Genomic DNA, 24,819 nt, shown 5'->3' with positions numbered 1-24,819 from the left:
TGGCCGCGCCCGGGTCGATGGCGCAGATCGCGTCGAGTGGGGCCGTGTACGCCTTGCCGTCGTCGATGCGCTCGGTGCCTTGGCGGAGCGGCGTGCCGGCGGTGGGCTGGGGAGGCTGGGTTCAGTGGGCTAGGAGGAGTTCGGCGACGGCTCCGAGCAGGCTCGGTGTCACGTCGAGGGCCTGCAGGGCCATGACGGCGTCGGCGGGTGAGGCACTGGTGCGTACCGCCTCGAACGCCGCGTTTTTGAGTTCGAAGCCCATCTGTGCCCGGTCGAGGATGCGGAACACCGCGTCCAGTATGTCCGGACCATTGTCGCCGGGGCCGCCGATGATCACCGGGTGGTAGGTGCGGTCGCCCGGCAGGGTGGAGGCCTCGCCCTGCACGTCGTGCACCGTCACCTGACCGGAGCTGTCGTCGTAGGTGATCCGGGTGCGGGCCCACCGTTGGTCGTCGCGGTCCTCGACCAGGATGAACTCGCCATCGCTGCCGGCGAATACGCGTAGTTCGATCCGGCTCGTGGGGTCCGTGCCGCCACCGATGTCGTCTGCGGGCACCATCGGCACGATGGCTCCCGCCCGGGCCAGCACCGGGATGGAGTCGAGGGAGCGGTGCAGATACAGCGTGCGGCCGCCTCGGTATCGCGTTCCGGTGAACAGGTCGACCCAAGTGCCCTCGGGGAGCCATGCCTTCACCCGCCCCAACCCGGTCTGCCGGTCGGCGGGCGAGGTGATGGGTGCGACGAGCAGTTCGGTGCCGAACATGAACTGGTTGGGCACGGCATAGGCGGCCGGCTCGTCGGGGTACTCGTAGTACATCGGTTCGACGATGGGTTGTCCTTGGTGGGCGCGGAGGTTCATCGTGGCGAGGTAGGGCAGCAGTTGGTGGCGCAGGCGGAGGAACTCGGTCATGACCCGCTGGGCGTGAGGTCCGAACTGCCAGGGCTCTTTGGAGTTGAACGGGTTCTCGTTGGCGTGCAGCCGGTTGATCGGTGAGAAGACTCCGAGTTGCACCCACCGGGTGGCGAGTTCGTTGTCCTTGTAGCCCTTGAAGTGTCCGCCGATGTCGTGGCTCCACCAGCCGTAGCCGGCGTTCGAGGCAGTGGCGGTGAAGTACGGCTGGAAGTCCAGCGACTCCCAGGTGATGCAGGTGTCGCCGGAGAATCCGATCGGGTAACGGTGGCTGCCGAGCCCGGCGTAGCGGGAGAACGTCAGCGGGCGCCGCCCGTCGCGTCCCGAGTCGAGGAAGTGGAGGTGGTTGAGCAGCCACAGGGGGTCCAGCCCGGGCATCCGGGTGATCCCGCCTTGTTGCCAGTCCAACCACCAGAAGTCGACCCCCTCGGCTTCGAGCGGGTGGTGCAGTTCCTCGAAGTAGGCCTGCAGGAAGCCGGGGTCGGTGGGGTTGAACTGTACGGGGGCACCGGAGTGCGGGTCGATGCCCATGCGCTGGGCCAGGGCCGGGTATGCCGCCTCGTGGGCGCGCACACCGTCGGCCGGGTGCAGGTTCAGCGAGGTGGCCAGCCCGCGGGCGTGCAACTCCCGCAGGAAGCCGGCGGGATCGGGAAACAGCTCGGTGTTCCAGGTGTAGCCGGTCCAGCCGCTGCCGTGCTTCGGGTCGATGTCGACCAGGTGCCAGTCCATGTCGATGACCGCGACGGAGAACGGGATGCCCTCGTCGTCGAATCGGTCCATGAGCGCCAGGTACGTCTCGGCCGAGTACGGGTGGTAGCGGCTCCACCAGTTACCCAGGGCGTAGCGCGGCAGCAGCGGCGTGGGACCGGTGAGCTGGTAGAACACCTCCAGGGCGCGCCGGTAGTCGTGGCCGTAGGCGAAGACGTAGAGGTCGAGGTTGCCGGGTCGACGCGGTGCGATCCAGCCGTCGTCGGTCAGCAGGACCGTGGCGGAGTCGTCGATCATGGCGATTCCGCCGCGCGCCAGCACTCCGTCCTCCAGGGCAATCGCGCCGTCGACGTCGTCGAGGGTGCGTGCCGTGCCCCCGAGGTTGGAGACCGGCATGGCGAAGCGCCACACATTGCCGTGAAAGCCCCCCTTGGCCTGGACGGACAGTCCGTGCGTGGTGAACTCACCGCCGTCATAGGTCAGTTGCAGCCGCTCAGTGTTGATCTCCAGGACGCCGTCCCGGTCACCGCCCTCGGACACCGTGAACTTGCACGGCGCGAAGGCGCGATTGACGACCGTCTGGGAGGCGCGGTCCTCGAACTCGCCGGTCTGGCTGTACTCCAGCCGCACCAGGCCCGCATCCAGGACCGTGATCCGGTAGCAGTCGCCCTGCACGATGTTCGCCGGGTTCGCGACGGGCCGGGTGTCGAGTCGGAAGTGCTCTTTCATCTTGTCGAAACTCACGTGACCTCCTGGTCTGTTGGAGTGATCCGCAGATGTCGGATGGGGTTGGTTGTGCTGGGGGTCGGGTCCGGCGTGGCGAGACGGTAGTTCTCCGTGTCGGTGCGGCGCGCCCTATTTGCTTCCGGTGAAGGAGAGCCCTCCGACGATGTGCCTCTGTGCGAGGAAGAAGATGGCGATGCACGGGGCGATGACGACGATGGCCGTTGCCATGAGCAGGCTGGTGTTCGTGCTGTTGGTCGAGCTGAAGCCGGCGAGTGCGAGCGGCAGCGTTTTCCATCGTTCCGTCGTCACGTAGATCGCCGGGCCGATGAAGTTGTTCCACGATGCCATGAACTGGAGCACAGCGGCGGCGACGATAATCGGCTGCGACAGGGGCAGATAGATGGTGCGCCAAATTCTGAACCAACCGGCACCGTCGATGATTGCTGCTTCGGTCAGGGACTGTGGCAGGCGGAGATAGAATTGCCGGAACAGGAAGATGTAGAACGGTGATCCGAACACTGCCGGAAGAATGACCGGGTAGAGAGTGTCGATCATGTCGAGCGCGCGGAAAAGGATGAACTGAGGAACGAGGGTCACTTCGCCGGGCAGCAGCATGGTGCCCAAGACGACAGCGAACAGCGCGCCGGAACCACGGGCGGGAATCCTTGCGAAGGCGAAACCCACGAGGGACGAAACCAGCACAGTGAACACGACAGGCACGAATGTTGATATGACGCTGTTGCCGAGGTAGAGCCAGAACGGGAACGACCCGAGGCCGTCGGAGAAGTTCGACCACTGCCACTGGATGGGCCAGATGCTGATCCCGCCGGCGGCGATTCCCTCGTTCGTGCGGAGAGCGGTCGCGATCATCCAAATGAACGGGTAGGCGAACACTGTCGATCCGATGATCAGGGCGACAAGTGCGATGAGTCGGCTGATGCGACTCGGCTCGGTCGGCGAAACTCGCCGACGTCGTTCCTTCTCGCGCGACGACGGGGCTGCTGTTGTGCGGACAGCGGGTTCAGGCGGTGCGAACATTCTTCTTTCCCTTCTTCTTCGCCTTCGTCGGCATCGACTCGTAATAGACCCAGAACGCGCTTCCCCGGAACACCAGCAGGGTGAGGAGGAGGATTATGACGAGCAGAATCCAGGCCAGGGCCGAGGCGTATCCCATCTCAAACAACTTGAATGCGTTGTTGTACATGTAGAGGACGAAGAACAACAGCGAGTCCCGAGGGCCTCCTCCGTTCTGCGTCACGACGAAACCCTGAGTGAAGATCTGCATCGAGCCGATCAGCCCAGTGACCGCGTTGAAGAAGATCACGGGGCTGATCTGGGGAATGGTGATGTTCCAGAACTTCCGTAGCGGTCCGGCTCCGTCGAGTGCAGCGGCTTCGTAAAGCTCCGTGGGTACGTCCTGAAGCCCGGCGAGGTAGATCACCATGTTTCCGCCGACGGTCCAGAGGCTCATGATGATCACCGCGGGCAGTGCCCAGTGAGGATCACGGAACCAGGTGGGGCCTTCGATGCCGAACACCCCGAGGAACCCGTTCAGGAGTCCGTAGTTGGGGTTGAAGACCCACAGGAAGAGGATGACCTGGGCAACTCCCGTCACGAGGCTGGGCAGGTACCAGATGGTACGGAAGACGTTGATGCCCTTGACCTTCATGTTGAGCAAGAGCGAAACGGCCAGGGAAAGAGCGACCTGCAGCGGGACGCTGATGACGGCATAGGTCAGAGTGACTTGGATCGCTTTGGCGACTTTCGGGTCGGTGGCTGCCCTCGAGTAGTTGTCGATGCCGATGAACTTCGCAGGGTTGACGAGATCCCAGTCGAAAAGCGACAGGGCGAGGGAATACACCATGGGGCCAGCGGTGAATACGAGGAACCCGAAGACCCAGGGAGAGACGAAGATCCAGAAGGCTGCGGCCGTGCGGGTCATGCGGTGGCGCAGGACGGCGATGTAGATGGGGATGAGGAACAACAGGTAGGCCACCGCCGCCATGACCCCGAACGCGGCGAGTGGGCGGAGGTCCTTGGCGAGTCCCAGCGCGGCGAACATGCTCTCTAGCGTCGTGACGACGGTGTCCACTGTTGTTACTCCTTAATGCCGACGATGAATCACCTGGCCGGTTGGAGACTGGCTCTCTGGTTTTGCAGGGTCTTCCGAGATGGATATCCAGGAGGAATGACGTAGTTCCACGCACCGTGAAACGCGTGCCGCCGCGGAGGTACAGCTCTGATCTGTGCGTCACCGACACGGACCGGTGGAATAGGTGCTGGTATCCGCAACCGCGGCAACGGGCAGTCCCGTGTCGGTCGTGGTCGCGGCGATCGTCTCGATGACGAACTGATCGTCGGTCGACGGTCGACCCCCGCCAGTTCATCGAGATGAACGTGTCCGACGCGGCAACGTCGCGCCCGATCGCCGCAGCGCTGCACCGAGCAGCAGCCACTGCCGCTCATTCAGGCGCGGTCACACACGGCGAGGTTCACAGCCAGGGCCGTCGCTCATCGCCGAGTACTCGACGGCCCCGATCCTGACATCCCGCCGACCAGCTAGATCATCGCCGGGCCGTCAGCCTTGTCCGAGCATGCTCTGGCAGGTCTGGTTGAACGCCGCGAGCACCTTGGCCGGGTCTTGTTTGCCCGCGCCGAGTGCCGTGTCGTTGTTGAGTGCTTCGAGCATCGCGGTTCGAATCTGCGGGTCCTTGACTGTGCCCGGCTCGACCACGCCTACCTTGACCGCTTCAGTGAACGCCGCGAGGTTGAGGTCAGGCGCGACCTGCTTGAAGCTGTCCAGCGCACCGTTGATCACGGGAACGCCGAGGGACGCTTTCGCTGTCGTCAGGAGGCTCTGGGCGTCAGTGGACGTGCTCATGAACTTGACGAAAGCGGTGGCTGCGGTCTTCTCGGCCCCGGTGGCCTTGGAGGAGATTCCGAGGCCGGTGACCTCCATCGGCTGACCGGCACCGGGCACGCGAACGAGCTTGATGTCAGGGTCTTTCAGGGCGACCAGCTTGGGGATGTCCCACGGGCCGAAGTCGGGCTGCATGGCAAGTCGACCGGTTGCCAGCCACTCGAACATGTCCTGACCGTCGGCATCTGCCGGCGTCGGGGTGAAACCGTCGGCGGCCCGCGCGGCGATCATGGTGTCGGCGGCCGTCGCCGCGATCGGCGAGTCGAGCGTGCACTTGTCACCCGCCGCGTTGTAGACGCCGCCGCCGTTGGTAATGAGCCAGTTCGGATAGTACAGCGGGCCAGATCCGAATTTCTTGCTCTTGCCGGTGCCCGAGGTGAGCTTCTTGGCGAGGGCGATGAAGTCGACGACCGACATCGGGGTGTCGGCGGACGGCAGGTCCACCCCTGCGGCCTTGAACAGCGCCGCGTTGACAGCCATGACCTTGGGCTTCGCGACGAACGGGGTTGCTTTCACCTCTCCGGCGACCGTCATGCTCTTCACGAACGTGTCCGTGTAGTAGGCCGACGAGTCAACATCCTGCTTGGCGAAGGCGGCGGCGAAGCCGGGGAGGGTGTTGTTCGAGATCTGAGCAACTGTGGGCTGCTTACCACCGGCGATGGTGGTCTGCAGCTTCTGCTCGTAGTCGCTCTGGACCCAGTTGATTTGAACGTCGACGTCGGGGTTTCCCTTCTTGAAAGCCGCAACCATGCTTTTGAGCGTGGCGGCCTCCTCGTTGTTACCCCAGTGCGAGAACGAAATGGTGGTCGTTCCTCCAGCTTTTTCCCCTTCGGCGGAGCTGCACGCGGAAAGCAGCAGCGCGACTGACCCCAAAATGGCGGTGGCAACGATTCTCTTCTTCATCGCAGCGTTCCTCTCTACGCCCGACAAACGCCGGCGCTCTTGGGTGGTGCAGTTGACTTGCCCGCGTAGTCCGTGCTCTCTCGAGGACATGCGAGCGCGACAAGGCATGGGTGATGAACTGGGGATCGCATACTTCCCAGAGACGCCGATCCCGATCGGCGCCCAGGATTAACCGTCCTCACCACGTGAGGCGAATGCTTGAAGGGGTCACGGAAGTCGCCCAGCCGGGTCGACCTCACCACTCAATCTGCGCGGATTCGGCGAAATCGCTGCAGTCCAGCCATCCTGGTGTCGTCACCAGGAAACATGTCGGGGCGTATTTCGCCCGGTCAGCGCGCCAAAATGTTGGCGACGTCGTCGACTCAATGGTGTTTCGGTGGTGTCCACATTCGTCGATTGCCCTTTCAGGGAACGCATCCGCTGTGGGCAAGCAAGGATCTTCGGGTCATGAGGTTCGCTCCCAGTGTCGAAACCGTCAGGGCAAGGCGCTCGATGCCCGGACGACCAGCTCCGGGTTGAGCAAGAGACCGGTCGGGCCTCCCTCGTTGAGCAGAGCGCGGATGATGGCGTGGCCTACGGCCTCGATGGGCTGCCGGACGCTCGACAGGTCCATCGCGACGGCGGCCGGGGTGTCATCGAAACCCACCACGGCCAACCGCGCCCCTCGGCGACGTGCGGCCCGCAGCACGCCAATGGCCAGCGTGTCGTTGGCCCCCACAACGGCAGTCGGCGGATCGGCGTGGTCGAGCAACGCGTCCCCGAACCGCTCACCCGTGGCAATAGTGTCCTCACCACGAAGGTTCAGACCGTGGGAGCCGTCCAGCAGACCGTGCTTGTCCAGCGCGGTACGCCAGCCCTCGGCACACCGGTCCGCGACAGCGGCGCCCACGGTGCCGCTCACGAACGCGATCCGTCGGTGACCGAGCTCCACCAGATGCTCCACCGCCGCAGCAGTACCCGCAGCGTTGTCGATATCCACCCACGGGTGGTCCGAATCGACCCCGGTACGGCCGAACGCGGCGAACGGGATACGAAGCCGCCGCAGCGCCGGCGGCCGCGGATCGTCAATCCCGATGCCGTACAGCACCACCCCGTCGATCGCCCCGGCACGGTGCAACGCCTGAACGTTCGCGACCTCGTCCTCGTCATTGGCGGTGAACAACAACATGTGGTGATCAGCAGCCCGGCCCGCCTCGGACATCGCATGCAGAAGCCGGTCATGGATACTGCTGAGCCCATGAGGATCCGCCGGCTTGATCCGGTAACCGATCATGCGGGACGTGGCAGCCTGCAACGACTGCGCCATCCGGTTCGGCCGATAACCCAGCTTCGCGATCGCCGCCTCGACCCGCTCCCGGGTCTCCGGACGCACCCGCTGCGGCGCGTTGAGCACGTTCGACACGGTCTGCCGCGACACCCCAGCAACCCGGGCGACATCCTCAACGGTGGGCGGATGCACATCTCCTCCAAAGGGCTGCGAGCTGCCGCAACATCAGTTTGAGCGCTCAAATCTTGAGCAGCTGACTTAGGTTTGAGCGCTCAAACTGTGAGTACAGACCGTCTCATTCGCGTTACCGACGTGTCAAGAGGATGAACGCCGCGAGTCCCGTGGCGTACCAGTCCGACCAACGCGCACTGATGCTGGAGCGATGCTGGCCTTCACGGAGCCAACAAGCCGCAGTGCTCTCCGACGCCGGAACTCATGGAACGTATGGGCACTTCCTCGACGGTCGTTGCCGATGACCAACCCCGCCCCAACCCGTCTGCGACCGATCCCGCAAGGGCGCTGGATGGCCTCCGGACAGCGGACCGAGCCTAAGGACGGCTTATGTCCTGAAGCCAGAAATTGAACGATGACTCAGCGTGAGGGTCGAATCGCGCCACCGGTTCACCGGTACCCCCGGCCGATGTGCGCGGTTCAGCCAACTCGGGCCTGTACGCCGACACTCGACGCCGTTGTGATCCCGGCGACCGGCGGCGCACAGTTACTCCGTCGAGGACTCCGCAACACGATCGGAGTTGACAGGGAAAGCCACGGGGCCGAGATCGAGCTGACCGTCCTGCCGTGCGGGTCCCACTTGGTCTTGACCACGTCGTCGGCGTAGGCGGTGGTCAGGTCGACGCCGTCGAGTACGAACGCCTCGCGTGGCACGGTCCCACGTAGGGACTCGTTCTGGGTTCGCCTCCGGTGTAAGCGACCAACCCCTTCCCGAGGTCGGCCGGCAGGTCGGCCAATCGACGTCTGCCGAAGTTCTCCTGGGCGAGGCCCAGTGCCTCGCCCCCGTCGCGGACGGACCAGTTGAGGGAAAATCGGGTGTACTCGTTCCTCAACGAGCATCCCCCATGTGTAGTGGGGACGCCCCACTTGCTCTCCGTCAGCGGTATGGCGAGGCCGCTGATGGTACGGACTGCTTGCTGAGGGATCACCACGCACGCCTTGGCGCGAGGCACAGGCCTACGGGAGCGCCGCACGCTATCGCCAGGCAGTTGCTCGTCGAGAGCTCGAGCCACGTACGACGGGCGCCGAGGTCCGCAGTCGTTATGGCCTTCGCCAGAGCACTGCGGAGATCACTTGACGACAACCGAGTGTCCGCCCAACCGGACGTGTGGTGACTGTCCGCCTGGATGTCTTCATGTCCATGTACCAGGAGCGACATGGCCGCCTGCCTGGAAGAACTTGTTGTCAACGGCCAAGTGGGAGCAGATCGCCGCAACCACACACTCACCACCGAAGCGGTGGTGCCGGTACTGCGCGAGTTCGCGGCTGGGCGCTGACCTTGTCGCACTCGCGGATGATCAAGGGCTCGTGTCTCGGCGTTCCCCACACCGAACTGCACCTGGCTGCCCTTGACACGCCCCACGAAGATCCGCCATGGCAAACAGCACGCGGACATGATCGGCAAGAAGGACAGCGACCACGTCAGGCAGCAGGTTCAAGCCAACGACGGCCTCGCGCGTAAGCGGTGTGGCCTGCAGCAGGTATTGGCCGCGGGCGGGATCGTTGAACTCAGGGCCGGAACGCGCCCTGATATCCCAGGCGTCGATGCGCGCCAGGAAAATGTACTGCCGCTGCCCAGGCACACTGTCATCGATGTGGATGAGGGAGTGAATGACGGCCTGGCCGCCGAGTTCTTCCTCGATCTCGCGTTGTAGCGCCGCCTCGAGGCTGCGGTCGCTGTCTTCGACACCGCCGCCGGGCAGGACGGAGTAGGACGCATGTCCTGGCCGGATTCGCCCGATGGTGAGCATCTTGTCGTCCGGCGTGATCAGGACGGCCCGGACACGGTCGCTCACGCGCTACGTCCTTTCAATGCAGCAGCCATCCGCCGTCGACGTGCAGGAACTGCCCCGTGATAAACGCAGCAGCAAGCCCTGCCAGGAACGTTACCGCAGCGACCACGTCGGCGGGTTGGCCTCAGCGGGGCACTCATTGCCGGGTGAGTTGTGCAGCGACGGGCGTGCGCTGATCAGGCGGAAGGTGACGTTCTCGTTCAACTTCGATCGGGCCGGGCACGACGGTGTTGACGCAGATGCCGTACGCTCCGAGTTCGCGAGCCAACGATCGAGTCAGACCATGCAGCCCCGCCTAGGCCGCAGCCTATGCGACCAGACTGGGGCGGCCAGCGCGCGGTGATGCTGCCGATGTTGATGATGATGCGGCCATATTGGTGCGCAACCATCGTCTCGGTGAACGCGCGTGCGCACCGGTAATGGCTGGTGACGTTGACGTCCAAAGCACGCTGCCACACGGATTCATCCAGGTCGCGCCAAGGGATGCTGGGGTGCTCGTCAGGACGGGGAGCAGAAAGTGTCGCGGATCGTGTCGCGGAGCCAGCGCTGTGCCGGATCGACGTCGAGCCGTGCGTGCCAGAGCAGTCGTACGTCGATTTCCGGCAGGTCCGTGGGGATGGGAACCCAGCGGATGCCAAGGGCTTGGCCGTACTGCTCGGCGAGGCGTTGAGGGACGAGCCCGACGTAGTGGCTGGATGCGACTACGAGTAAGGCGACGGCGAAGGTGGGGACGACGGCTGCGACGTGGCGCTGGAGGCCCGCGGCCTCCAGCGCGTCGTCGAGTGGCCCGCGGGCAAGGCCGCGGCGCGAGGCCGAGACGTGGGGATACTGGCACAACTGCGCCAACGTCGGCCGACGGTGACGGCCCAGTGGGCTGTCGGCGCGGACGATGGCGACCACGTGTTCGTGGTAAAGCACGGTGGTCCGGATGTCGGGAGCGGCGACATCGCCGGCGCCGATGTCCAGATCGACCGATCCATCGCGCAGAGCCTCAATGCTCTCACTACCCTCCGTGACGAACCGCAGAGTCACACCTGGGGCGACCGCGGCGGCGGCTTCGACCGCCGCTGACGCCAGGGTCGCAGCCACGCCGTCGTTGATGCGGATCGTGAAGGTGCGCTTGAGGTCGGCGATCGTGACGTCGCGGTCGGCGCTGATCAGCGCCGAGGCCTCTTCAAGCAGCGACCGCACCCGCGGCGCGGTCCGCAGCGCGAACGGGGTGGGCACCATCCCACGACCGGCGCGTACCAGGATCGGGTCTCCCATCGCCCGCCGCAACCGGCCGAGCGCCCGGCTGGTGGCGGGGATGGACAGGTGAAGGCGCTCGGCCGCGCCCGTGACGCTGCCGTCCTGGAGCAGCGCGTCGAACACCCGCAGCAGATTGAGGTCGAGCTGGTCCTGCATAGTTGCATAGTACGTAAAAAGCTATTGTGAAAGTTGCGTGGCGCGAGAATAGCGGCGTTCCTACCGTGATGGCCATGGCACTCAACATCTTGGGCCGCGATCGCGCCGCACCCTCGCTGAACCGACGCGGCCTGCTATCGGTCATGTGCGCCTGCGTCGTGCTCGTCGTCGGCATGGTGGCCGCGGTCAACCTGGCCGTTCCGATGCTCGCGGCCAGTGCGCTGCACCCGTCGGCGTCGGCGCTGGTCTGGATCGTCGACATCTATGTGATCGTCTTCGCCTGTCTGGTGATCCCCGGGGGAGCCGCGGGCGATCGTTTCGGGCGCAAGGGTGTCCTGCTGGCCGGACTGCTGCTGTTCGCGGTGGGCGGGCTGCTGTCGGCCACGGCACCGGACGTGGCCCTGCTGCTGGCTGGCCGGGCGATCACCGGTGTCGGCGCCGCCGCTGTGCTGCCCAACACGCTCGCCGTCCTGCTGCACGCCGTACCTGTCGAACGCAAGAGCGCGACGATCGCGATCTGGGCGTCGATGACGGGTATCGGCGGAGTCGTCGGCAACGTCGGCGGTGGGGCCACCCTGTCCGGCGGATCATGGCGCTGGCTGTTCGCCGCAGCCGTACCGATCTCGCTGATCCTCGCTGCGCTCGTGGGACGCATCGCGCCGGTGTCGCCGCGCCATGACCGCCGGTTGGACCTGCTCGGCGCCATGTTGCTCGTCGGCGCGTCGGTGGCTCTGCTGCTCGGCATCGTCCAGGGTCCGGAGGCGGGTTGGGGCAGCCCGGTCGTCGTGGCCGGATTCGTCGGCGCTGGCGTGCTGTTCGCGGCTTGGACGCTCGTCGAGCTGAAGGTCGAGTACCCGCTGCTGGATCCTCGGGTCTTCCGAGTCCCGGGCCTGCGCAGCGCCTGCCTCGGCATGGCATCGGTCTTCTTCGGCATGTTCGCGCTGTTCTACCTCAACGCGTCTTTCCTGCAGTACGCCATGGGCTTCAGCGTGCTGTGGACCGGTCTCGGGGTCATCCCGCTGACCGTCCCGGTCATCCTCGGCGGACGGCATGTCGGACGTCTGTCGCAGCGCATCGGCGTGGACGCCACCATCGCGCTGGCGTTCGTGTTCGTCGGCGGTGGGCTGCTTGGCCTGTCCACCAGCGGCGCGCAGACGCCGTACGCCGGCTACGCGGCATGGCTCGTGGTGACCGGAGTCGGCGTGACGCTGGCACTGCCGACGCTGTCGGGCGTCATCGCGGGGTCGCTGCCGCCCACCCAGGCCGGGGTCGGGACCGGGTTGCAGGCCACCACCCGCGAGTTCGGCAGCGCGCTCGGCGTCGCCGTCATCGGCACGGTGTTCAACGCCCGGTTCGCCGCCGCCCTACCGCCAGGCATCCGCGCCGATCATGATCCGCACACCGTGGCCCAGGCACTCGCCGCCACCACAACCGGCAGCGCCCGCGACGTCGTAACGGCGTTCGTCTCGGGCGCGGACCTCGGACTCCGGGTGATCGGCGTCACCGTGCTCGTCCTCGGTGCCCTCGTGGTGGGGCAGTCGCTGCTGTCGCGACGAGGACAAGCACACACCACATAGACCTCCGGCAGACAGCCGCGGACTGGCAAGGTCGCGTCGCGGAACTCGGCTACCGCCAGGCCGGCAACAACCATCAGAAGTACGCTCCGGCTGTCCCCGGCCTTGTATGGGCGCAAGATGACCCGTGGTGCCACACCCTGACCCGCCATCTGCCGGTGCAGCACATCCAGCACCCGCCCTACCCGCCGCAGGGGTATTAGGCCGAACACCAGACCAGCTCGAACCGGGAATCGCCTGCGTTGGTGAAGATGGTCGAACCGACCGCGTGGTAAAGAATCACTTCGGCGTACTCGTTCACGGCGAGGAACATCTGCCGCTGACGTTGATATCTGGGGTTCTCGAGGGCGCGCAAGGCACGTCAGACAAGTGCCACCCTCCGCGCCGTGGTCAAGGGCGGCGCCGAGGGCGTGCTGGTTGCGGCGCTGGAGTCCAGGCACGCGGCGGCGGTGAAGGTCATCGACGGCAGCCCGCGGGCCACGACGGCGATCGCGCTGGGCGCGCTGCGGGCGATGGGGTGCGAGGTGGGCGCGGCGGCGGAGTTCGAGCGGGTGGAGGTGCTGGGCGGCGGCGTCCCTGCGGGATGGCTCGCCACCCGGCTCCCGGGATCAGCCGCTGTACGAGATCCAGCCGTACTCGTATTGAGTCCAGCCGTTCTCGTCCCCGGTGTGCCTACGGCCGGTCATCACCTGGTTGGTGCCGCCCATCGAGGCGTGGTTGTTCTCCCTGACCCAGCCTTCCAGTTGCCTCGGGGTGATCTGCACCGCCTTGCCCTGCCAGAACAGCGCGCCGCTGTAGTAGATGGTGTCGCCGTTCTCGTCCCCGTCGTGCCGAATCCCGGTGATGGCCTGGTTCGCCGGAGTGTGGTAATCGTGGTTGTTCTCATCCGTCAGGGTGCCCCAGAAGTCTAACTTGAGCACCGTGACCTGGACGTTGTCGATGTAGATGCGGCCGCAGTGGAACGTGGTGTCGCCGTTCTCGTCGCCGCGGTGCCCGCGGCCGATCAACACTTCGTTCGTCGGGCAGCTGAACTTGCTGTTCGACTGTTTCAGGGTCGAGACCTGCCCGGGACGGATCTCGATCGTGGCGGCCGCGGCGGGGCCGGCGGGGACCAAGGTGAGGGCGGCGACGGCCGACGCCGCCAGCGCGGCCAGCAGAGACTTCTTAAGCATGTCCATGTCCTTAGACGAGAGCCTGCAGTGAGCGGAATCTATGATCGCCGTCACCGTGGCGCCCGTCGTCCGCCTGCGGGGTGAGCGCGGGTCCGCCTGTACGATGATCCACCCGCTCTAGAGAACCTCGCCGCAGCCTTCCGTCAGGGAAGCGGGAGCAGATCGCCGCAACCACACACTCACCACCCAAGCGGTGGTGCCGGTGCTGCGCGAGTTCGCGGCCGGGCGTTGACCTGGTCGCACTGGTGGGCCCGGCTGGTCTCGGGCGCGTCATTGGGTCGTTGTGGCAGTGGGGCTGTTTGCTGCTGCTGGGATTTTTCTGTTCCTGGCTACCAGGCCCTAGAAGGTGTTTTCAATCCCGTATTGATCTTGTTCTGCCAACCTCGAACATGTTGTCAGCCACCACCTCACCTTTAATGGGGGCACCCTGAGCTAGGCCAACTCAGTCGCGTTCACCAGGCGCAACGAGTCTTCGCAACATCCCCAGGCCAGGACTAACTCTCGGTCATCGGAACGCTTTCAGCCAGTACCCGGCGCAGTGCCGTCGCGATGGTGTCGAGTTGTTCGGCGGACAGACGGCCTAGTGTGGCATCAGGTGTGGTGAGCGCCCCGATCAAGCGTTCGCGGGCAGTTGCGCCCGCCGAAGTGACGGCGAGCACCTTTACCCGCCGATCCTGCGGCGATGCTCGCCGCTCCAGGTAGCCGCGATGCTCAAGATGATCGACCAGCTCGGTCAACGACGCTCGATCGATGCACAGCGCCGACCCGAGAACACCCATCGGGGCAGGAGTATGGGGATCCACCGCGACCAGCGCCCGCGCCTGAACCGCGGTCAAGCCGAGTTCCGCGGCCGTCGTCATCCACCGGCCGGTGCGCAGTGCCGACACCTCGGCGATCAGCAGCCACGCTTCCTCGGCCGGATCGGCCGGCGTATGCATCAGCGGCAGGCCGGGCAGCAGGCGGATCTCGGTCATGGACAGAATGATAGCCTCACCGTATAGTTCGGCTTACCGTACATATCGGTTACCCAAAGGAGTATGGGATGGCCTATCAGGTAGTGGCGATCTTCAAGCTGGCCCCGGCCAACGTCGCCGAGGAGGTGCGGCGCGGCGAGGCCACCGGCGCGATGCTGCGCCACCAGAGCGGCTTCATCTCGTTCGACGTGATGGCCCCAGACCAGGAAACAGTCGTCGTGACCCAGCACTGGACCTCGCATCGAGCCTTCCTTGACGGCATGAGCGGGATGCGAGAAGCGGCCGGGCAACTGCCGCCACCGATTGTCAACACACGCGAGACCTACAGCGGCGAAGTCACGGTCAGCGTGCGCTGACTCCCGCCGGAAACATCCGGCGTCTCGGTCGCCTCCCACCGTGAACCAACCTGTCTCGGGTGTGTCCCGGGCGGCGCCACCAGACGATCTTTTTCCGCTCTTCCCACTTCCAGGCCACAGGCGCCCGAGCCGTCTCCGCTCGAGCATCGAAGACACGTTTTCGAAAGAACCTACCTTCCACTACATGGAGCAGCTGTGAGCAACCAGACCACCCACCAGAAGATTGCGCTGGTCACCGGAGCGAACAAGGGGATCGGCCGTGCGGCCGCTGAGCAACTCGCGGCGATGGGCATGATGGTCCTGATCGGGGCCCGGGACCCGCAGCGTGGTGAGGAGGCCGCTGCAGCGCTGCGCGCGGCCGGCGCCGACGCGCACGCGATTCCCCTGGACGTCACCGACCAGGTCAGTGTCAGGGCCGCCGCCAAGCAGATCGAGGCGAGCTTCGGCTACCTCGACATCCTGATCAACAACGCCGGCATTACCGGCTCCGGGCAGGTCTCGCCTGCGGACGCTACCGATCAGATCCCCAGCACCGTCGACCTGGACATGGTCCGAGCGGTTTTCGAGACCAACGTCTTCGGGGTGATCACGGTGACCAACGCCATGCTGCCGCTGCTGCGGCGGTCACCGGCGCCGCGCGTCGTCAACGTCAACAGCCATGCCGCGTCGCTGACCCTCACCAGCGACCCGGACGGGCCCTTCACCGCCCTGCTGCCCTCGGCCGCCTACAACCCCTCCAAGTCAGCGCTCAGCGCGCTGACCGTGCAGTACGCCAACGAACTGCGCAAGGACGGTGTGCTGGTCAACGCCGTCGCGCCCGGCTACGTCGACACCGACAGCAACAACCACACCGGGCACCTGACCCCCGCGCAGGGCGCCGCGGTCCTGGTGCGCCTGGCCACGGTCGGCGCGGATGGGCCCACCGCCGGGTTCTTCAGCGAGGACGGCCCGCTGCCCTGGTGATGGCTCCGAGATCGCCTCGGGCGAACGGTGCAGACGCCCGGTGAGCCAGGCCCTCGGCGAGGGCGTCCTTGATGGCAGACCCATCAGCCGTCGCCGAGGACCCACGCGGTCAGATAACTGATGTCACCAGAGCTTTGCCGAACCGTCACGCGGCTTGCGGCGACACCTCGCAGACCTGACTACAAGACGCCGCGTTCTTCATGGTCAGACGCCTGGCCATGAGCGTGATCGCGGCCCAGGTCAGGTGGGCTTCGCTATGCTGCGGCAGTCGCTCGTAGTCGATCATGTTGCGCCGGGCGTTCATCATCCACCCGATCGACCTTTCGACGATCCACCTGCGGGCTAGCACTTTGAACCCGGTCTGGCCCGGCAGCTTCGTCACAATGTTGAGAGTGAGGCGCAGGAACCGCCGGGCCCATTCCACGACCTGACTTGGCTCACGTTCAAGATCGAATCCGAGTCGTAGGTCGCTGACCTTGGGATCCGCCGTCGAGGATGGCGAAAAGTGCGCACTAAATCGGGGGCGTCTCTACGCTGTAGGCCGTGTCTCCGTACGTGCGGACGGTGAAGACGGCCTCAGGGGCGCGGGCGGTGCAGATCGTGTACTCCTCGCGCCGCGGGTCGCGGGAGATCGAGCACATCGGATCCGCGCACGACGACGCCGAGCTGGAGATGCTCAAGGCCATCGCGCGTCAGCGGCTGGCCGCCGGGCAGGAAGAGCTGGATCTCGGGCTGGACGACGGCCCGGCCGCGGGCGGTCCGCTGGAGATTGCCAGTTCCCGGATGGAGCACCTGTGGGATGCCCTGTCCCGCGCCTATGCCGCGCTCGGGTTCGACGCCGCGTCCGCGGGTGATGAGGTGTTCCGGCAGCTGGTGCTGGCCCGGGTGATCGAACCGACCAGCAAGCAGGACAGCCTGCGCGTGCTGGACGAAGCGGGCATCACCTCGGTGTCGTATGCGACGGTGAAACGCCGGCTTCCGCTGTATGCGGCAGACCGCTGGCGCACGGCCCTGGCCGAGGCGTGCGCGGCGCACGCCCGGCTGGGACCGGCCTCGCTGGTGCTCTACGACGTCTCCACCCTGTATTTCGAGACCGACGCCGGGGACGGGTTCCGTGAGCCGGGCTTCTCCAAGGAGCGGCGGCTGGACCCGCAGATCACGATCGGGTTGCTGACCGATGCCTCCGGGTTCCCGCTGATGGTGCAGGCCTTCGAGGGCAACAAGACTGAGACGCACACCATGCTCCCGGTGATCGGTGCGTTTATGACCGCCCACCGGCTCGCCGATGTCACCATCGTGGCCGACGCGGGGATGATCTCCGAGGCGAACAAGCAGGCGATCGAGGAAGCCGGCCTGTCATTCATCCTCGGCATGAAGATCCCCGAGGTCCCCTACGTGGTCAAGCAGTGGCGGCGTGAACACCCGGACACCCAGATTCCCGACGGGCACATCTTCATCCAGCCCTGGCCCGCCGCAGCTACGCAGTCCCGCCGGGACCAGATGATCTACTACCAGTACCGGGCCGACCGGGCCCGGCGCACCCTGCGCGGGATCGACGAGCAGGTCGCCAAGGCCGAACGCGCCGTCGACGGCCAAGCGCCGGTCAAACGCAACAGGTTCATCAAACTCACCGGAGCGGCCAAGAGCGTCAACCGGGACCTGGAGGCCAAAGCGCGGGAGTTAGCCGGGCTCAAGGGCTACATCACCAACCTGCCCGGCGTCACACCCGCGTTCGTGATCGAGGCATACCACCGGCTCTTCGAGATCGAAAAGTCTTTCAGGATGAGTAAGCACGACCTCAAGGCCCGGCCGATCTACCACCACAAACGCGAATCCATCGACGCCCACCTGACCATCGTGTTCGCCGCCCTGGCCGTCAGCCGATGGATCGAACACCGAACCGGCTGGTCCATCAAGAAGTTCGTCCGCACTGCACGCCGCTACCGCACCGTCCACATCCGAGCCGGCCGCCACCGCCTCACCGCCGCCGACCCCCTGCCCGCCGACCTACGCGACGCGCTCAACCAGATCCACGGCCGGGAAGGTGCGCACTAAATTGAGCCAACTCGGGTGATCGCGGCCCAGGTCAGGTGGGCTTCGCTATGCTGCGGCAGTCGCTCGTAGTCGATCATGTTGCGCCGGGCGTTCATCATCCACCCGATCGACCTTTCGACGATCCACCTGCGGGCTAGCACTTTGAACCCGGTCTGGCCCGGCAGCTTCGTCACAATGTTGAGAGTGAGGCGCAGGAACCGCCGGGCCCATTCCACGAGCAGGAGGTGGTGTTCAAACGGATCGATCCATCGCAGATCAGAGGAGGCTGGAAGCCAGGCAATTACGGGAGTGCGGACGACGTCTGGATTCCGAACCCCAACTACGTGCCGAGGTGAGCAGTGCATAATCTCGAATTGGTCAATCTCGCCGACGAATCCCTTCTGCCATGCCAGGTGACAACACATACTGATGGCGATGGGTACGAGCTACGGCTGAATCGGGCGAACGCTTCGCCTATCGTAGTCGATTCGTTGATCGACTTCGAAGACGCATTGAGACAGCTAAGAGCAGAACTAGAACAGCAGAACCTACTGTTGCTCTGTAACAGATTCCGCCGCAACGCGTTTGTCTCCTCGATGGCACGTCAAATGAGTGACGGCCTAGGGTGCTACCTCGTCATTGCAGGGGAACCCGTATCACCTGAATTGGTTGTCGAAAGCCTCGGACCCGCGCCGAGGAAGGACGTCGTTCTCGCCGTCAAGGCATCGAAGTTCATCAACGAATGGATCGCCAGCTTCGACGTCTAGTACAGCAGTAGTCCCCAGCATTCCTGCGCAGATCTTTCCGAGACAAGCAGTGGGCAACCTGGGCAATCGCCTCTTTGAAACCGATGTGCCACGCCTGCGGGTCAACATCGCCGCCAGCCGCTAGGCTCGCCTGTACGGCGAGCACGGGCCGAGGGTTATCGAGTTTCACATCCGCGATCCTCGCCGGGTTGCCGTTCCCACGCCCCGGCGACACACCGCCGTACCCCACCACCCCACATCAGCAACGGAACAACCCATCCTCAAACGCGAACCGCAACTGCCGTACCGGGGGAACAGCAACCTTATCTATCGCGGGGATATAGATTCACGTGATGCTCACGATGGTAACGTATATATTCCCTATTGATTTCATGCCTCACAGTCAATACACCAAGCGGCTCCTCGTCACCCTGATTCACGACTTGGTAATCGCCATCGATAACAATCGCACCATACTTGAAAAGATCGCGGTGGTTGGCACACAGGCACAACATGTTGTCCATTGCGTCCGGACCATTGTGAGGCAGTCCTAGTCCTTTAATATGGACAGTGTACGCAAGACGTAGCTCGCCTGGCGCTTCCAGAACGACGTCGCAAATTTGACAAGAGTAATTGTATAGCCGCTTTAGCTTGTCGGATAGGGCCATGTCGACATAGACACCTGCGGAAATTATCTCCCAGCGATTAAGATCTGGCACATGGGTAGCCGTGCTATTTTTTTCCCAATCTACGCAATCAGAGATCTTTTCAAGTCGATACTGCAGAACAAGTGGGCCGTCTACACTCCGCTTTGTCCAGTAGTCGGTTACCTTAAAGAGGCCATCATAGCTATAGCCAAAGTCTGGCGAATATTCAGGGTTGCCAGCAGCGCCCCGAACAACGCGTACAGGCAACCCCGTTATGATATTCTTAATTAAGGCAGCGTTACCAAAGTGTTTAGGCGATTGGTCTTCAATCTGCTTACCGCTATTAGAATCGCGTCCACCGTGACCTGTATAAATGATCACATCCCCGTAGTCACGATCATCCTTATAACCACCTGAGACCACTATAGACTCGGCACCGCCACGCTCCGCGGTACCGCAGATGCCGGCCTGCAGCGGCCTATGAATTCCAGCATCATGCAACTCACGACGGCTCGCAAATATACGAAGAGGTCTTGGGCTATTAATAGGACCATAATGCGGCTCTGTTGGCTCTGGCGGCTTGCTGTATTCTATATTATAGAAAATCTTCAGATTAGCGCCGAAATCTCTGTCACGCCTCTGAGGGATCGGCAAGCCTTTTTCTCTTAATATGTCTCGCGCATGCGTAAAAAGCATGTCGACGGTAAGGTATTCCGGCTTATCGCGGTCACCCTTCTGAATCAGGTCAATCAGCTCACCACTAAACGCGCTATACATACCCGTTACTTTGGCATTCTTCATAGCCGCAGCCATTACGTATGTGCCACTAGTTGCGGCACTGTCTGCTACGAGCCCGGTATCATCTTCTCCACTCATAATGCTGAGTGCGCGACCACTATGACAGCAGTCTAATATGACGACTTTATGACGGGCCTGGCTATCGAGTAGTTCATTCTTTAGGTGTTCATAACGTACCGCAGTGTAGAGTCGATCTTTGTCTGACGTGGACAGCGTCAAATACAGTTCATTTCCTGTCGAATCAAGCAATCCATGACCGGCGAAATAGATCAGCAATGTCTCCGTTGCCGAAGCGACCGCATCCCGCACGGGATCGAGCATTTCAGCAGGTGACTGCGGATTCGATATGACTGTGCAATTCTCCGGAGGGAGACCCCAGAGCGTCTTATGTTGAAATAACTCTTGTAGTGCTTGCAGATTATTCTCAACGGCTGATAGCTCGTGCATGTGCATATATTTGCTCGTGCCGATGAGCACTGCACGCGACTTGGTTATATCAGGCAGAGTCAATCGTCAGGCTCCATGGCATTCAGAATCTTCACAACTTCCTCTGCGCTTGTGCCGGAAACCTCTACCCGCATCTCACCTCGCTCGATCGTGACTTTCGGTCGCCCTCGCCGCGTCCCTATCCACCCAGATATAACGTCGACAAGAGTAGGCACCTGCAAGCTGCTGGTGACTATTAGGCTGATGAGATCGAGCGTATCGCCCATCTCATCAGAGTTGAGTTCTTTCGAAACTAGACGGATTTCCGCATGCTGGCGAACGTTCGGCTCATCGCGCAACCAGTCATATAACGACCTCAACTCCTGCTCAGCATGGTCACCAGCGATCCGGATGTTGATGCTCAAAGGCTACCCCGTACTTCTGTCCTCTTGATCACGTGCAACGCAACTAGAGTACATCGACAACACTCCTAGATGCCGTGAAAGCGACGAAATCCGACCAATGATCCATCGCCACGAGCAAACAGCCGTGAGGTGCTCACCTCAAGGGCTCGGAGCCCCATGGACACAGCAGAGCGAGTGGGCCGGGGGCGGCCCTGCTGGGCGTGCGGAAGCCAGCATGGGCGCCTCATCGTCCTCGTCCGGAGGAGGAACTAGAACTGTGGGTGGCGCCTGTCGTCAGGCATCGCCCCGAACTTCGCCATCCTCAGCCCGCTGCCGCCCTCAGGTTGTCAGCAAGAAGACATCCGCCACGTACGCCGTCTCCATGAGTAGGATCTGGTCAGTGACGTGGAGAAATGCTCCTACGGCTGCGAATCCATGTGTGCCACCATTCGAGAGTCGCCGGAGGCGAACGCTATCGAAAAGGCAGGAAACCTGGCCGTCGTACGGCCCAGTTGGAACTGACAGCCTTGGCATGGATGGGCCCAGCGGTATCGCGGGCGAGTTGATTAATAGCCGAGACCCGACCTTCGCGTCAAGGGGTTCGCTGGGCGCCACGTTTCCTTAGAGTTGCTCACCACTCGCGACATATCGCGACTATGCGGGCAGGGGCAACATCACATTTCTTGGAAGTAGGAGCGGCTTGTGTGCTCGTTCGCTATCGCCACGAAGGCCGACGGCCGCCGATGTTCTTGCATCGGTGCGGCGCTTGGCGCCCTATAGTCGCGATCGTGAGCAATCTTGAGCCGGGCATCTACGAGCATCTGATCACCCGCGAAATGGGTGCCCTGCTGCGAACCGTGTCCGACCACGAGCTGATCGACCGGCGCTCGTTGAATGCCGCCGACTCCCACGAAACGCTGGCCCGGCATCTGGCAGCGTTGACACGCCGGGCCTTGCGAGCCGTACGGGGTGAGAGTGATGTCCTGCGACTGGCCCGGCAGGTTGAGATCGTTAACCGTGTCGCAGATTTGATCGGTGATCTGGTGCCTGAGGCGGCGGCGCCCGAAGATCTCGTGGAGGCCGCTGAAGAGCTGCTCGGGATCGCCAGGAGTAAGGACGCGACTGGTCAGGTGCGGTTCCCTCCACGTCCAGTGATCCCGCTTGTGGGTAGCGCATTGCTGGTCAACGGCCGGGGACAGCCGGAGATCGGGCATGAACTCAAGCGCGAACTGGCTTCTGCCGATCGAGTGGACCTGCTCTGCGCGTTCGTGAAGTGGAACGGTGTCCGGGTATTGGCGGAGGCGATCGAGGAATTTCTGGCGCACGGCGGACGGCTCAGGGTGGTGACCACCACGTACATTGGCGCCACGGACCGTCTCGCGTTGGACCGGCTTGCCTCCATGGGCGCCGAGATCCGTGTCTCCTATGACACGCGTATGACCCGGCTGCATGCCAAGGCGTGGCTGTTCCATCGTGCCAGCGGCTTGTCCACGGCCTATGTCGGCTCCTCGAATCTGTCCAAGACGGCCCTCAGCCATGGACTCGAGTGGAACGTACGGCTCGCCCAAGCCGAGCAACCACACCTGATCGACACGTTCACCGCCACATTCGACGACTATTGGGCCGATCCATCTTTCGAACCGTATGATCCGGCACAGGATGCCGAACGGCTCGATCGCGCGCTGTCTGCCGAGCGGTCCGGCGACCGATCCGTCGTTATCGACTTCGCCCATGTCGACATCCGCCCATACTCATACCAGCGGGAGATACTCGACGAGCTTGCTGCCGAACGCCATATCCACAATCGACAGCAGAACCTGGTCGTCATGGCCACGGGTACAGGCAAGACCATGGTCGCCGCCCTGGACTATCGGCGGCTGCGTGCTGCTGGGCAGACCGACTCACTTTTGTTCGTTGCCCATCGTGAGGAGATCTTGCGGCAGAGCCTGCTCACCTTCCGGCAGGTAATGCGTGATGAGACGTTCGGCGAGCTGTACGTTGGCGGTTCCCATCCGGAGCAATGGCGGCACGTGTTCGCCTCGATCCAATCGCTCCACGCCAACTCGCTGCCAGAGCCTGACGCGTTCGACATGGTGATCGTGGACGAGTTCCACCACGCTGAAGCTTCGACGTACCGTCGGCTGCTGTCCGCTGTGCGCCCGAAAGTGCTGCTCGGGCTCACAGCGACCCCCGAACGCGCCGATGGACAAGACATCAAGCACTGGTTCGGCGGTCGCATCGCCGCCGAACTGCGATTGTGGGAGGCGCTGGAGCGTGGGCTACTGGCCCCGTTCCAGTATTTCGGCGTCCACGATGGCACCGACCTGCGCGAGGTTGGCTGGCGCCGAGGCCAGGGCTATGACACGAACCAGTTGGCCCGCGTCTACACAGGCAACGACCGCCGCGTTGCCGTTGTGTTAGAGACGCTGGAGCGCAAGATTGGCGACATCGGGAAAATGCGGGCCATCGGCTTCTGCGTGAGTATTGACCACGCTCGCTTCATGGCCGACCGCTTCACCCAGGCCGGGCTACCCTCGATCGCCGTCACCGCGCACAGCTCGTCGGAGGAGCGCTCCCGAGCATTGCGCGATCTGAGAGAACGCCGGATCAACGCGGTGTTCACCGTTGATCTCTTCAACGAAGGCGTCGACGTTCCTGAGATCGATACCGTCCTCTTCCTGCGCCCCACCGACAGTGCCACCGTTTTCCTGCAACAGCTCGGCCGGGGCCTGCGGTTGGCCGACGACAAGCCGTGCCTGACCGTGCTGGACTTCGTTGGCCATCAACACAAGCAGTTCCGGTTCGATCGACGTTATCGAGCGCTCACCGGTGCCAGTCGTACCGGAATTGCCCGCGAGATCGAGCAAGGCTTTCCGACTCTGCCCGCCGGCTGCGTGATCGACCTTGACCGTGATGTGCGCCGGCTGGTGCTTGAGAATGTACGACAGGCGCTCAACCTGAATTGGAAAGATCTGGCGGGCGAGCTTCGCGAACTCGGCGACGTCAGTTTGTCCAAGTTCCTGGAGGAGACTGGGCTGGACGTGGAGGACCTTTATCGACGGCGGCAGGGGTGGGCGTACCTGCGACACACCGCGGGTATCGAAGCAACACCTCCCGACGAAGGGCTCGGGCGTGCTTTCGGTCGGATGCTGCACATCGATGATGTCGAGCGCCTCGCCTTCATGACCGAGGTGCTGAATGGGCGAACTCCGCAGTCATCTCGTGAGCTACGTCTCCTAGCCATGTTGGATGCGATGTTGTGGGGTGGCACCCAGCCTGTCTCCGGCATGGAAGCCCGACTTGCGCAACTCACGGGCGCCCGCGCCGCGGAGCTTCGCGAGCTGGCGGCAGTGCTGCACTCGGGAATCCGCCATGTCGCCCCGACGCTGGACCCGATCGTGCCCCTGCGTATCCATGCCCGCTACAGCAAGAACGAGGTGCTGGCCGCCTTCGGCATCGACAGGCCGGCCTACATGCGCGAAGGCGTCAAGTACGTCGAAGAGCACCAAGCAGACCTGTTCTTCGTCACGATCGACAAGTCGGAGGACCACTACTCTCCCACGACGCTTTACCACGACCGGGCAATAACCGAAGAGCTGTTCCAGTGGGAATCGCAGAGTACTCTCCGTTCCTCTACTCCTACTGCTCGTCGATACCTGACTGGCGAGTCCACGGTTCACCTGCTGATCCGAGAGTCCAAGCGAGACGAGGGACTAGGGGCTCCGCCGTACACCTATGCAGGTCCTATGCGTTACGTCAGCCACGCCGGTGAGCGGCCGATCCGATTCGTTTGGCGCTTGAACCACCCGCTCCCACCAGATGTGTTCCACTATGCCAAGGCCACCGCTGGCTGAGTTCTTGCT

General features: G+C 63.6%; 21 protein-coding genes and 2 pseudogenes. 7 read left to right on the top strand and 16 right to left on the bottom strand.

Going from position 1 to position 24,819, the window contains the following annotated elements:
• Window positions 1–121: 121 nt before the first annotated feature.
• The 10 genes and pseudogenes from OHA25_RS13600 to OHA25_RS13565 all read right to left on the bottom strand — a co-directional run bounded on the left by OHA25_RS13600 (window position 122) and on the right by OHA25_RS13565 (window position 10,862).
• Window positions 122–2,362, bottom strand: a complete 2,241-nt coding sequence (locus OHA25_RS13600) for a glycoside hydrolase family 31 protein (RefSeq protein ID WP_327587913.1) — start codon at window positions 2,360–2,362, stop codon at window positions 122–124.
• A gap of 111 nt (window positions 2,363–2,473) precedes the next feature.
• Window positions 2,474–3,382 carry a carbohydrate ABC transporter permease gene (locus OHA25_RS13595; protein ID WP_327587912.1) on the bottom strand — a complete coding sequence of 303 codons (909 nt, stop codon included), beginning with the start codon at window positions 3,380–3,382 and terminating at the stop codon, window positions 2,474–2,476.
• A complete protein-coding gene (locus tag OHA25_RS13590) occupies window positions 3,366–4,436 on the bottom strand; it encodes a carbohydrate ABC transporter permease (RefSeq protein ID WP_327587911.1) in 1,071 nt (356 codons plus the stop codon). The genes OHA25_RS13595 and OHA25_RS13590 overlap by 17 nt, the downstream gene beginning before the upstream one ends.
• 486 nt (window positions 4,437–4,922) lie before the next feature.
• A complete protein-coding gene (locus OHA25_RS13585) occupies window positions 4,923–6,167 on the bottom strand; it encodes an extracellular solute-binding protein (RefSeq protein WP_327587910.1) in 1,245 nt (414 codons plus the stop codon).
• Between the two features lie 475 nt (window positions 6,168–6,642).
• Window positions 6,643–7,626: a LacI family DNA-binding transcriptional regulator gene (locus tag OHA25_RS13580; RefSeq protein ID WP_327587909.1), complete on the bottom strand. Its 984-nt coding sequence runs from the start codon at window positions 7,624–7,626 to the stop codon at window positions 6,643–6,645.
• Between the two features lie 459 nt (window positions 7,627–8,085).
• Window positions 8,086–8,319: a hypothetical protein gene (locus OHA25_RS13575; RefSeq protein WP_327587908.1), complete on the bottom strand. Its 234-nt coding sequence runs from the start codon at window positions 8,317–8,319 to the stop codon at window positions 8,086–8,088.
• Between the two features lie 644 nt (window positions 8,320–8,963).
• A complete protein-coding gene (locus OHA25_RS13570) occupies window positions 8,964–9,461 on the bottom strand; it encodes an NUDIX hydrolase (RefSeq protein WP_327587907.1) in 498 nt (165 codons plus the stop codon).
• Window positions 9,462–9,474: 13 nt separating this feature from the next.
• Window positions 9,475–9,747: pseudogene (locus OHA25_RS61295) on the bottom strand (SDR family oxidoreductase).
• Window positions 9,659–9,928: an SDR family NAD(P)-dependent oxidoreductase gene (locus tag OHA25_RS61290; RefSeq protein ID WP_442942184.1), complete on the bottom strand. Its 270-nt coding sequence runs from the start codon at window positions 9,926–9,928 to the stop codon at window positions 9,659–9,661. The pseudogene OHA25_RS61295 and the gene OHA25_RS61290 overlap by 89 nt, the downstream one beginning before the upstream one ends.
• 28 nt (window positions 9,929–9,956) lie before the next feature.
• Window positions 9,957–10,862: a LysR family transcriptional regulator gene (locus OHA25_RS13565; protein ID WP_327587906.1), complete on the bottom strand. Its 906-nt coding sequence runs from the start codon at window positions 10,860–10,862 to the stop codon at window positions 9,957–9,959.
• Window positions 10,863–10,936: 74 nt separating this feature from the next.
• Between OHA25_RS13565 and OHA25_RS13560 the strand changes: the two genes are divergently transcribed.
• Entirely contained in the window at window positions 10,937–12,439 is a 1,503-nt protein-coding gene (locus OHA25_RS13560) for an MFS transporter (RefSeq protein WP_327587905.1), read from the top strand.
• A gap of 383 nt (window positions 12,440–12,822) precedes the next feature.
• A pseudogene (locus OHA25_RS13555) lies at window positions 12,823–12,960 on the top strand (asparaginase); the annotation flags it as partial.
• Between the two features lie 84 nt (window positions 12,961–13,044).
• On the opposite strand, the gene OHA25_RS13550 reads toward OHA25_RS13555, so the two are convergent.
• Together OHA25_RS13550 and OHA25_RS13545 are read right to left on the bottom strand one after the other, a co-directional pair.
• Entirely contained in the window at window positions 13,045–13,608 is a 564-nt protein-coding gene (locus tag OHA25_RS13550) for a hypothetical protein (protein ID WP_327591241.1), read from the bottom strand.
• 494 nt (window positions 13,609–14,102) lie between these two features.
• Window positions 14,103–14,582 carry a MarR family winged helix-turn-helix transcriptional regulator gene (locus tag OHA25_RS13545; RefSeq protein ID WP_327587904.1) on the bottom strand — a complete coding sequence of 160 codons (480 nt, stop codon included), beginning with the start codon at window positions 14,580–14,582 and terminating at the stop codon, window positions 14,103–14,105.
• Between the two features lie 68 nt (window positions 14,583–14,650).
• Here OHA25_RS13545 and OHA25_RS13540 point away from each other — a divergent pair, with 68 nt between their 5' ends.
• Both OHA25_RS13540 and OHA25_RS13535 read left to right on the top strand, forming a co-directional pair.
• Complete coding sequence (locus tag OHA25_RS13540) at window positions 14,651–14,938, top strand: hypothetical protein (protein ID WP_327587903.1); 288 nt, start codon at window positions 14,651–14,653, stop codon at window positions 14,936–14,938.
• Between the two features lie 195 nt (window positions 14,939–15,133).
• Window positions 15,134–15,901: an SDR family oxidoreductase gene (locus OHA25_RS13535; RefSeq protein ID WP_327587902.1), complete on the top strand. Its 768-nt coding sequence runs from the start codon at window positions 15,134–15,136 to the stop codon at window positions 15,899–15,901.
• A gap of 145 nt (window positions 15,902–16,046) precedes the next feature.
• On the opposite strand, the gene OHA25_RS13530 is transcribed toward OHA25_RS13535, so the two are convergent.
• Window positions 16,047–16,283: a hypothetical protein gene (locus OHA25_RS13530; protein ID WP_327587901.1), complete on the bottom strand. Its 237-nt coding sequence runs from the start codon at window positions 16,281–16,283 to the stop codon at window positions 16,047–16,049.
• Window positions 16,284–16,444: 161 nt separating this feature from the next.
• On the opposite strand from OHA25_RS13530, the gene OHA25_RS13525 reads away from it, so the two are divergent.
• Window positions 16,445–17,956, top strand: a complete 1,512-nt coding sequence (locus OHA25_RS13525) for an IS1634 family transposase (protein ID WP_442942107.1) — start codon at window positions 16,445–16,447, stop codon at window positions 17,954–17,956.
• Here OHA25_RS13525 and OHA25_RS13520 read toward each other — a convergent pair.
• Window positions 17,953–18,129, bottom strand: a complete 177-nt coding sequence (locus OHA25_RS13520; protein WP_327587900.1) for a hypothetical protein — start codon at window positions 18,127–18,129, stop codon at window positions 17,953–17,955. The genes OHA25_RS13525 and OHA25_RS13520 overlap by 4 nt on opposite strands.
• Before the next feature lie 165 nt (window positions 18,130–18,294).
• Here OHA25_RS13520 and OHA25_RS13515 point away from each other — a divergent pair, with 165 nt between their 5' ends.
• Window positions 18,295–18,702 carry a hypothetical protein gene (locus tag OHA25_RS13515; RefSeq protein ID WP_327587899.1) on the top strand — a complete coding sequence of 136 codons (408 nt, stop codon included), beginning with the start codon at window positions 18,295–18,297 and terminating at the stop codon, window positions 18,700–18,702.
• A 302-nt stretch (window positions 18,703–19,004) separates the two neighbouring features.
• On the opposite strand, the gene OHA25_RS13510 is transcribed toward OHA25_RS13515, so the two are convergent.
• Window positions 19,005–20,636: a caspase, EACC1-associated type gene (locus tag OHA25_RS13510; RefSeq protein ID WP_327587898.1), complete on the bottom strand. Its 1,632-nt coding sequence runs from the start codon at window positions 20,634–20,636 to the stop codon at window positions 19,005–19,007.
• Complete coding sequence (locus tag OHA25_RS13505; RefSeq protein ID WP_327587897.1) at window positions 20,633–20,977, bottom strand: effector-associated constant component EACC1; 345 nt, start codon at window positions 20,975–20,977, stop codon at window positions 20,633–20,635. Before OHA25_RS13505 ends, OHA25_RS13510 begins: the two co-directional genes overlap by 4 nt.
• 767 nt (window positions 20,978–21,744) lie before the next feature.
• On the opposite strand from OHA25_RS13505, the gene OHA25_RS13500 reads away from it, so the two are divergent.
• Window positions 21,745–24,810: a DUF3427 domain-containing protein gene (locus OHA25_RS13500; RefSeq protein WP_327587896.1), complete on the top strand. Its 3,066-nt coding sequence runs from the start codon at window positions 21,745–21,747 to the stop codon at window positions 24,808–24,810.
• Window positions 24,811–24,819: the final 9 nt, after the last annotated feature.

It is taken from the genome of Nonomuraea sp. NBC_00507 (genome assembly GCF_036013525.1).
Taxonomy (GTDB): domain Bacteria; phylum Actinomycetota; class Actinomycetes; order Streptosporangiales; family Streptosporangiaceae; genus Nonomuraea.
Note: the sequence above shows the minus strand (reverse complement) of the source record. Positions and strands in the feature narration are given on the sequence as shown.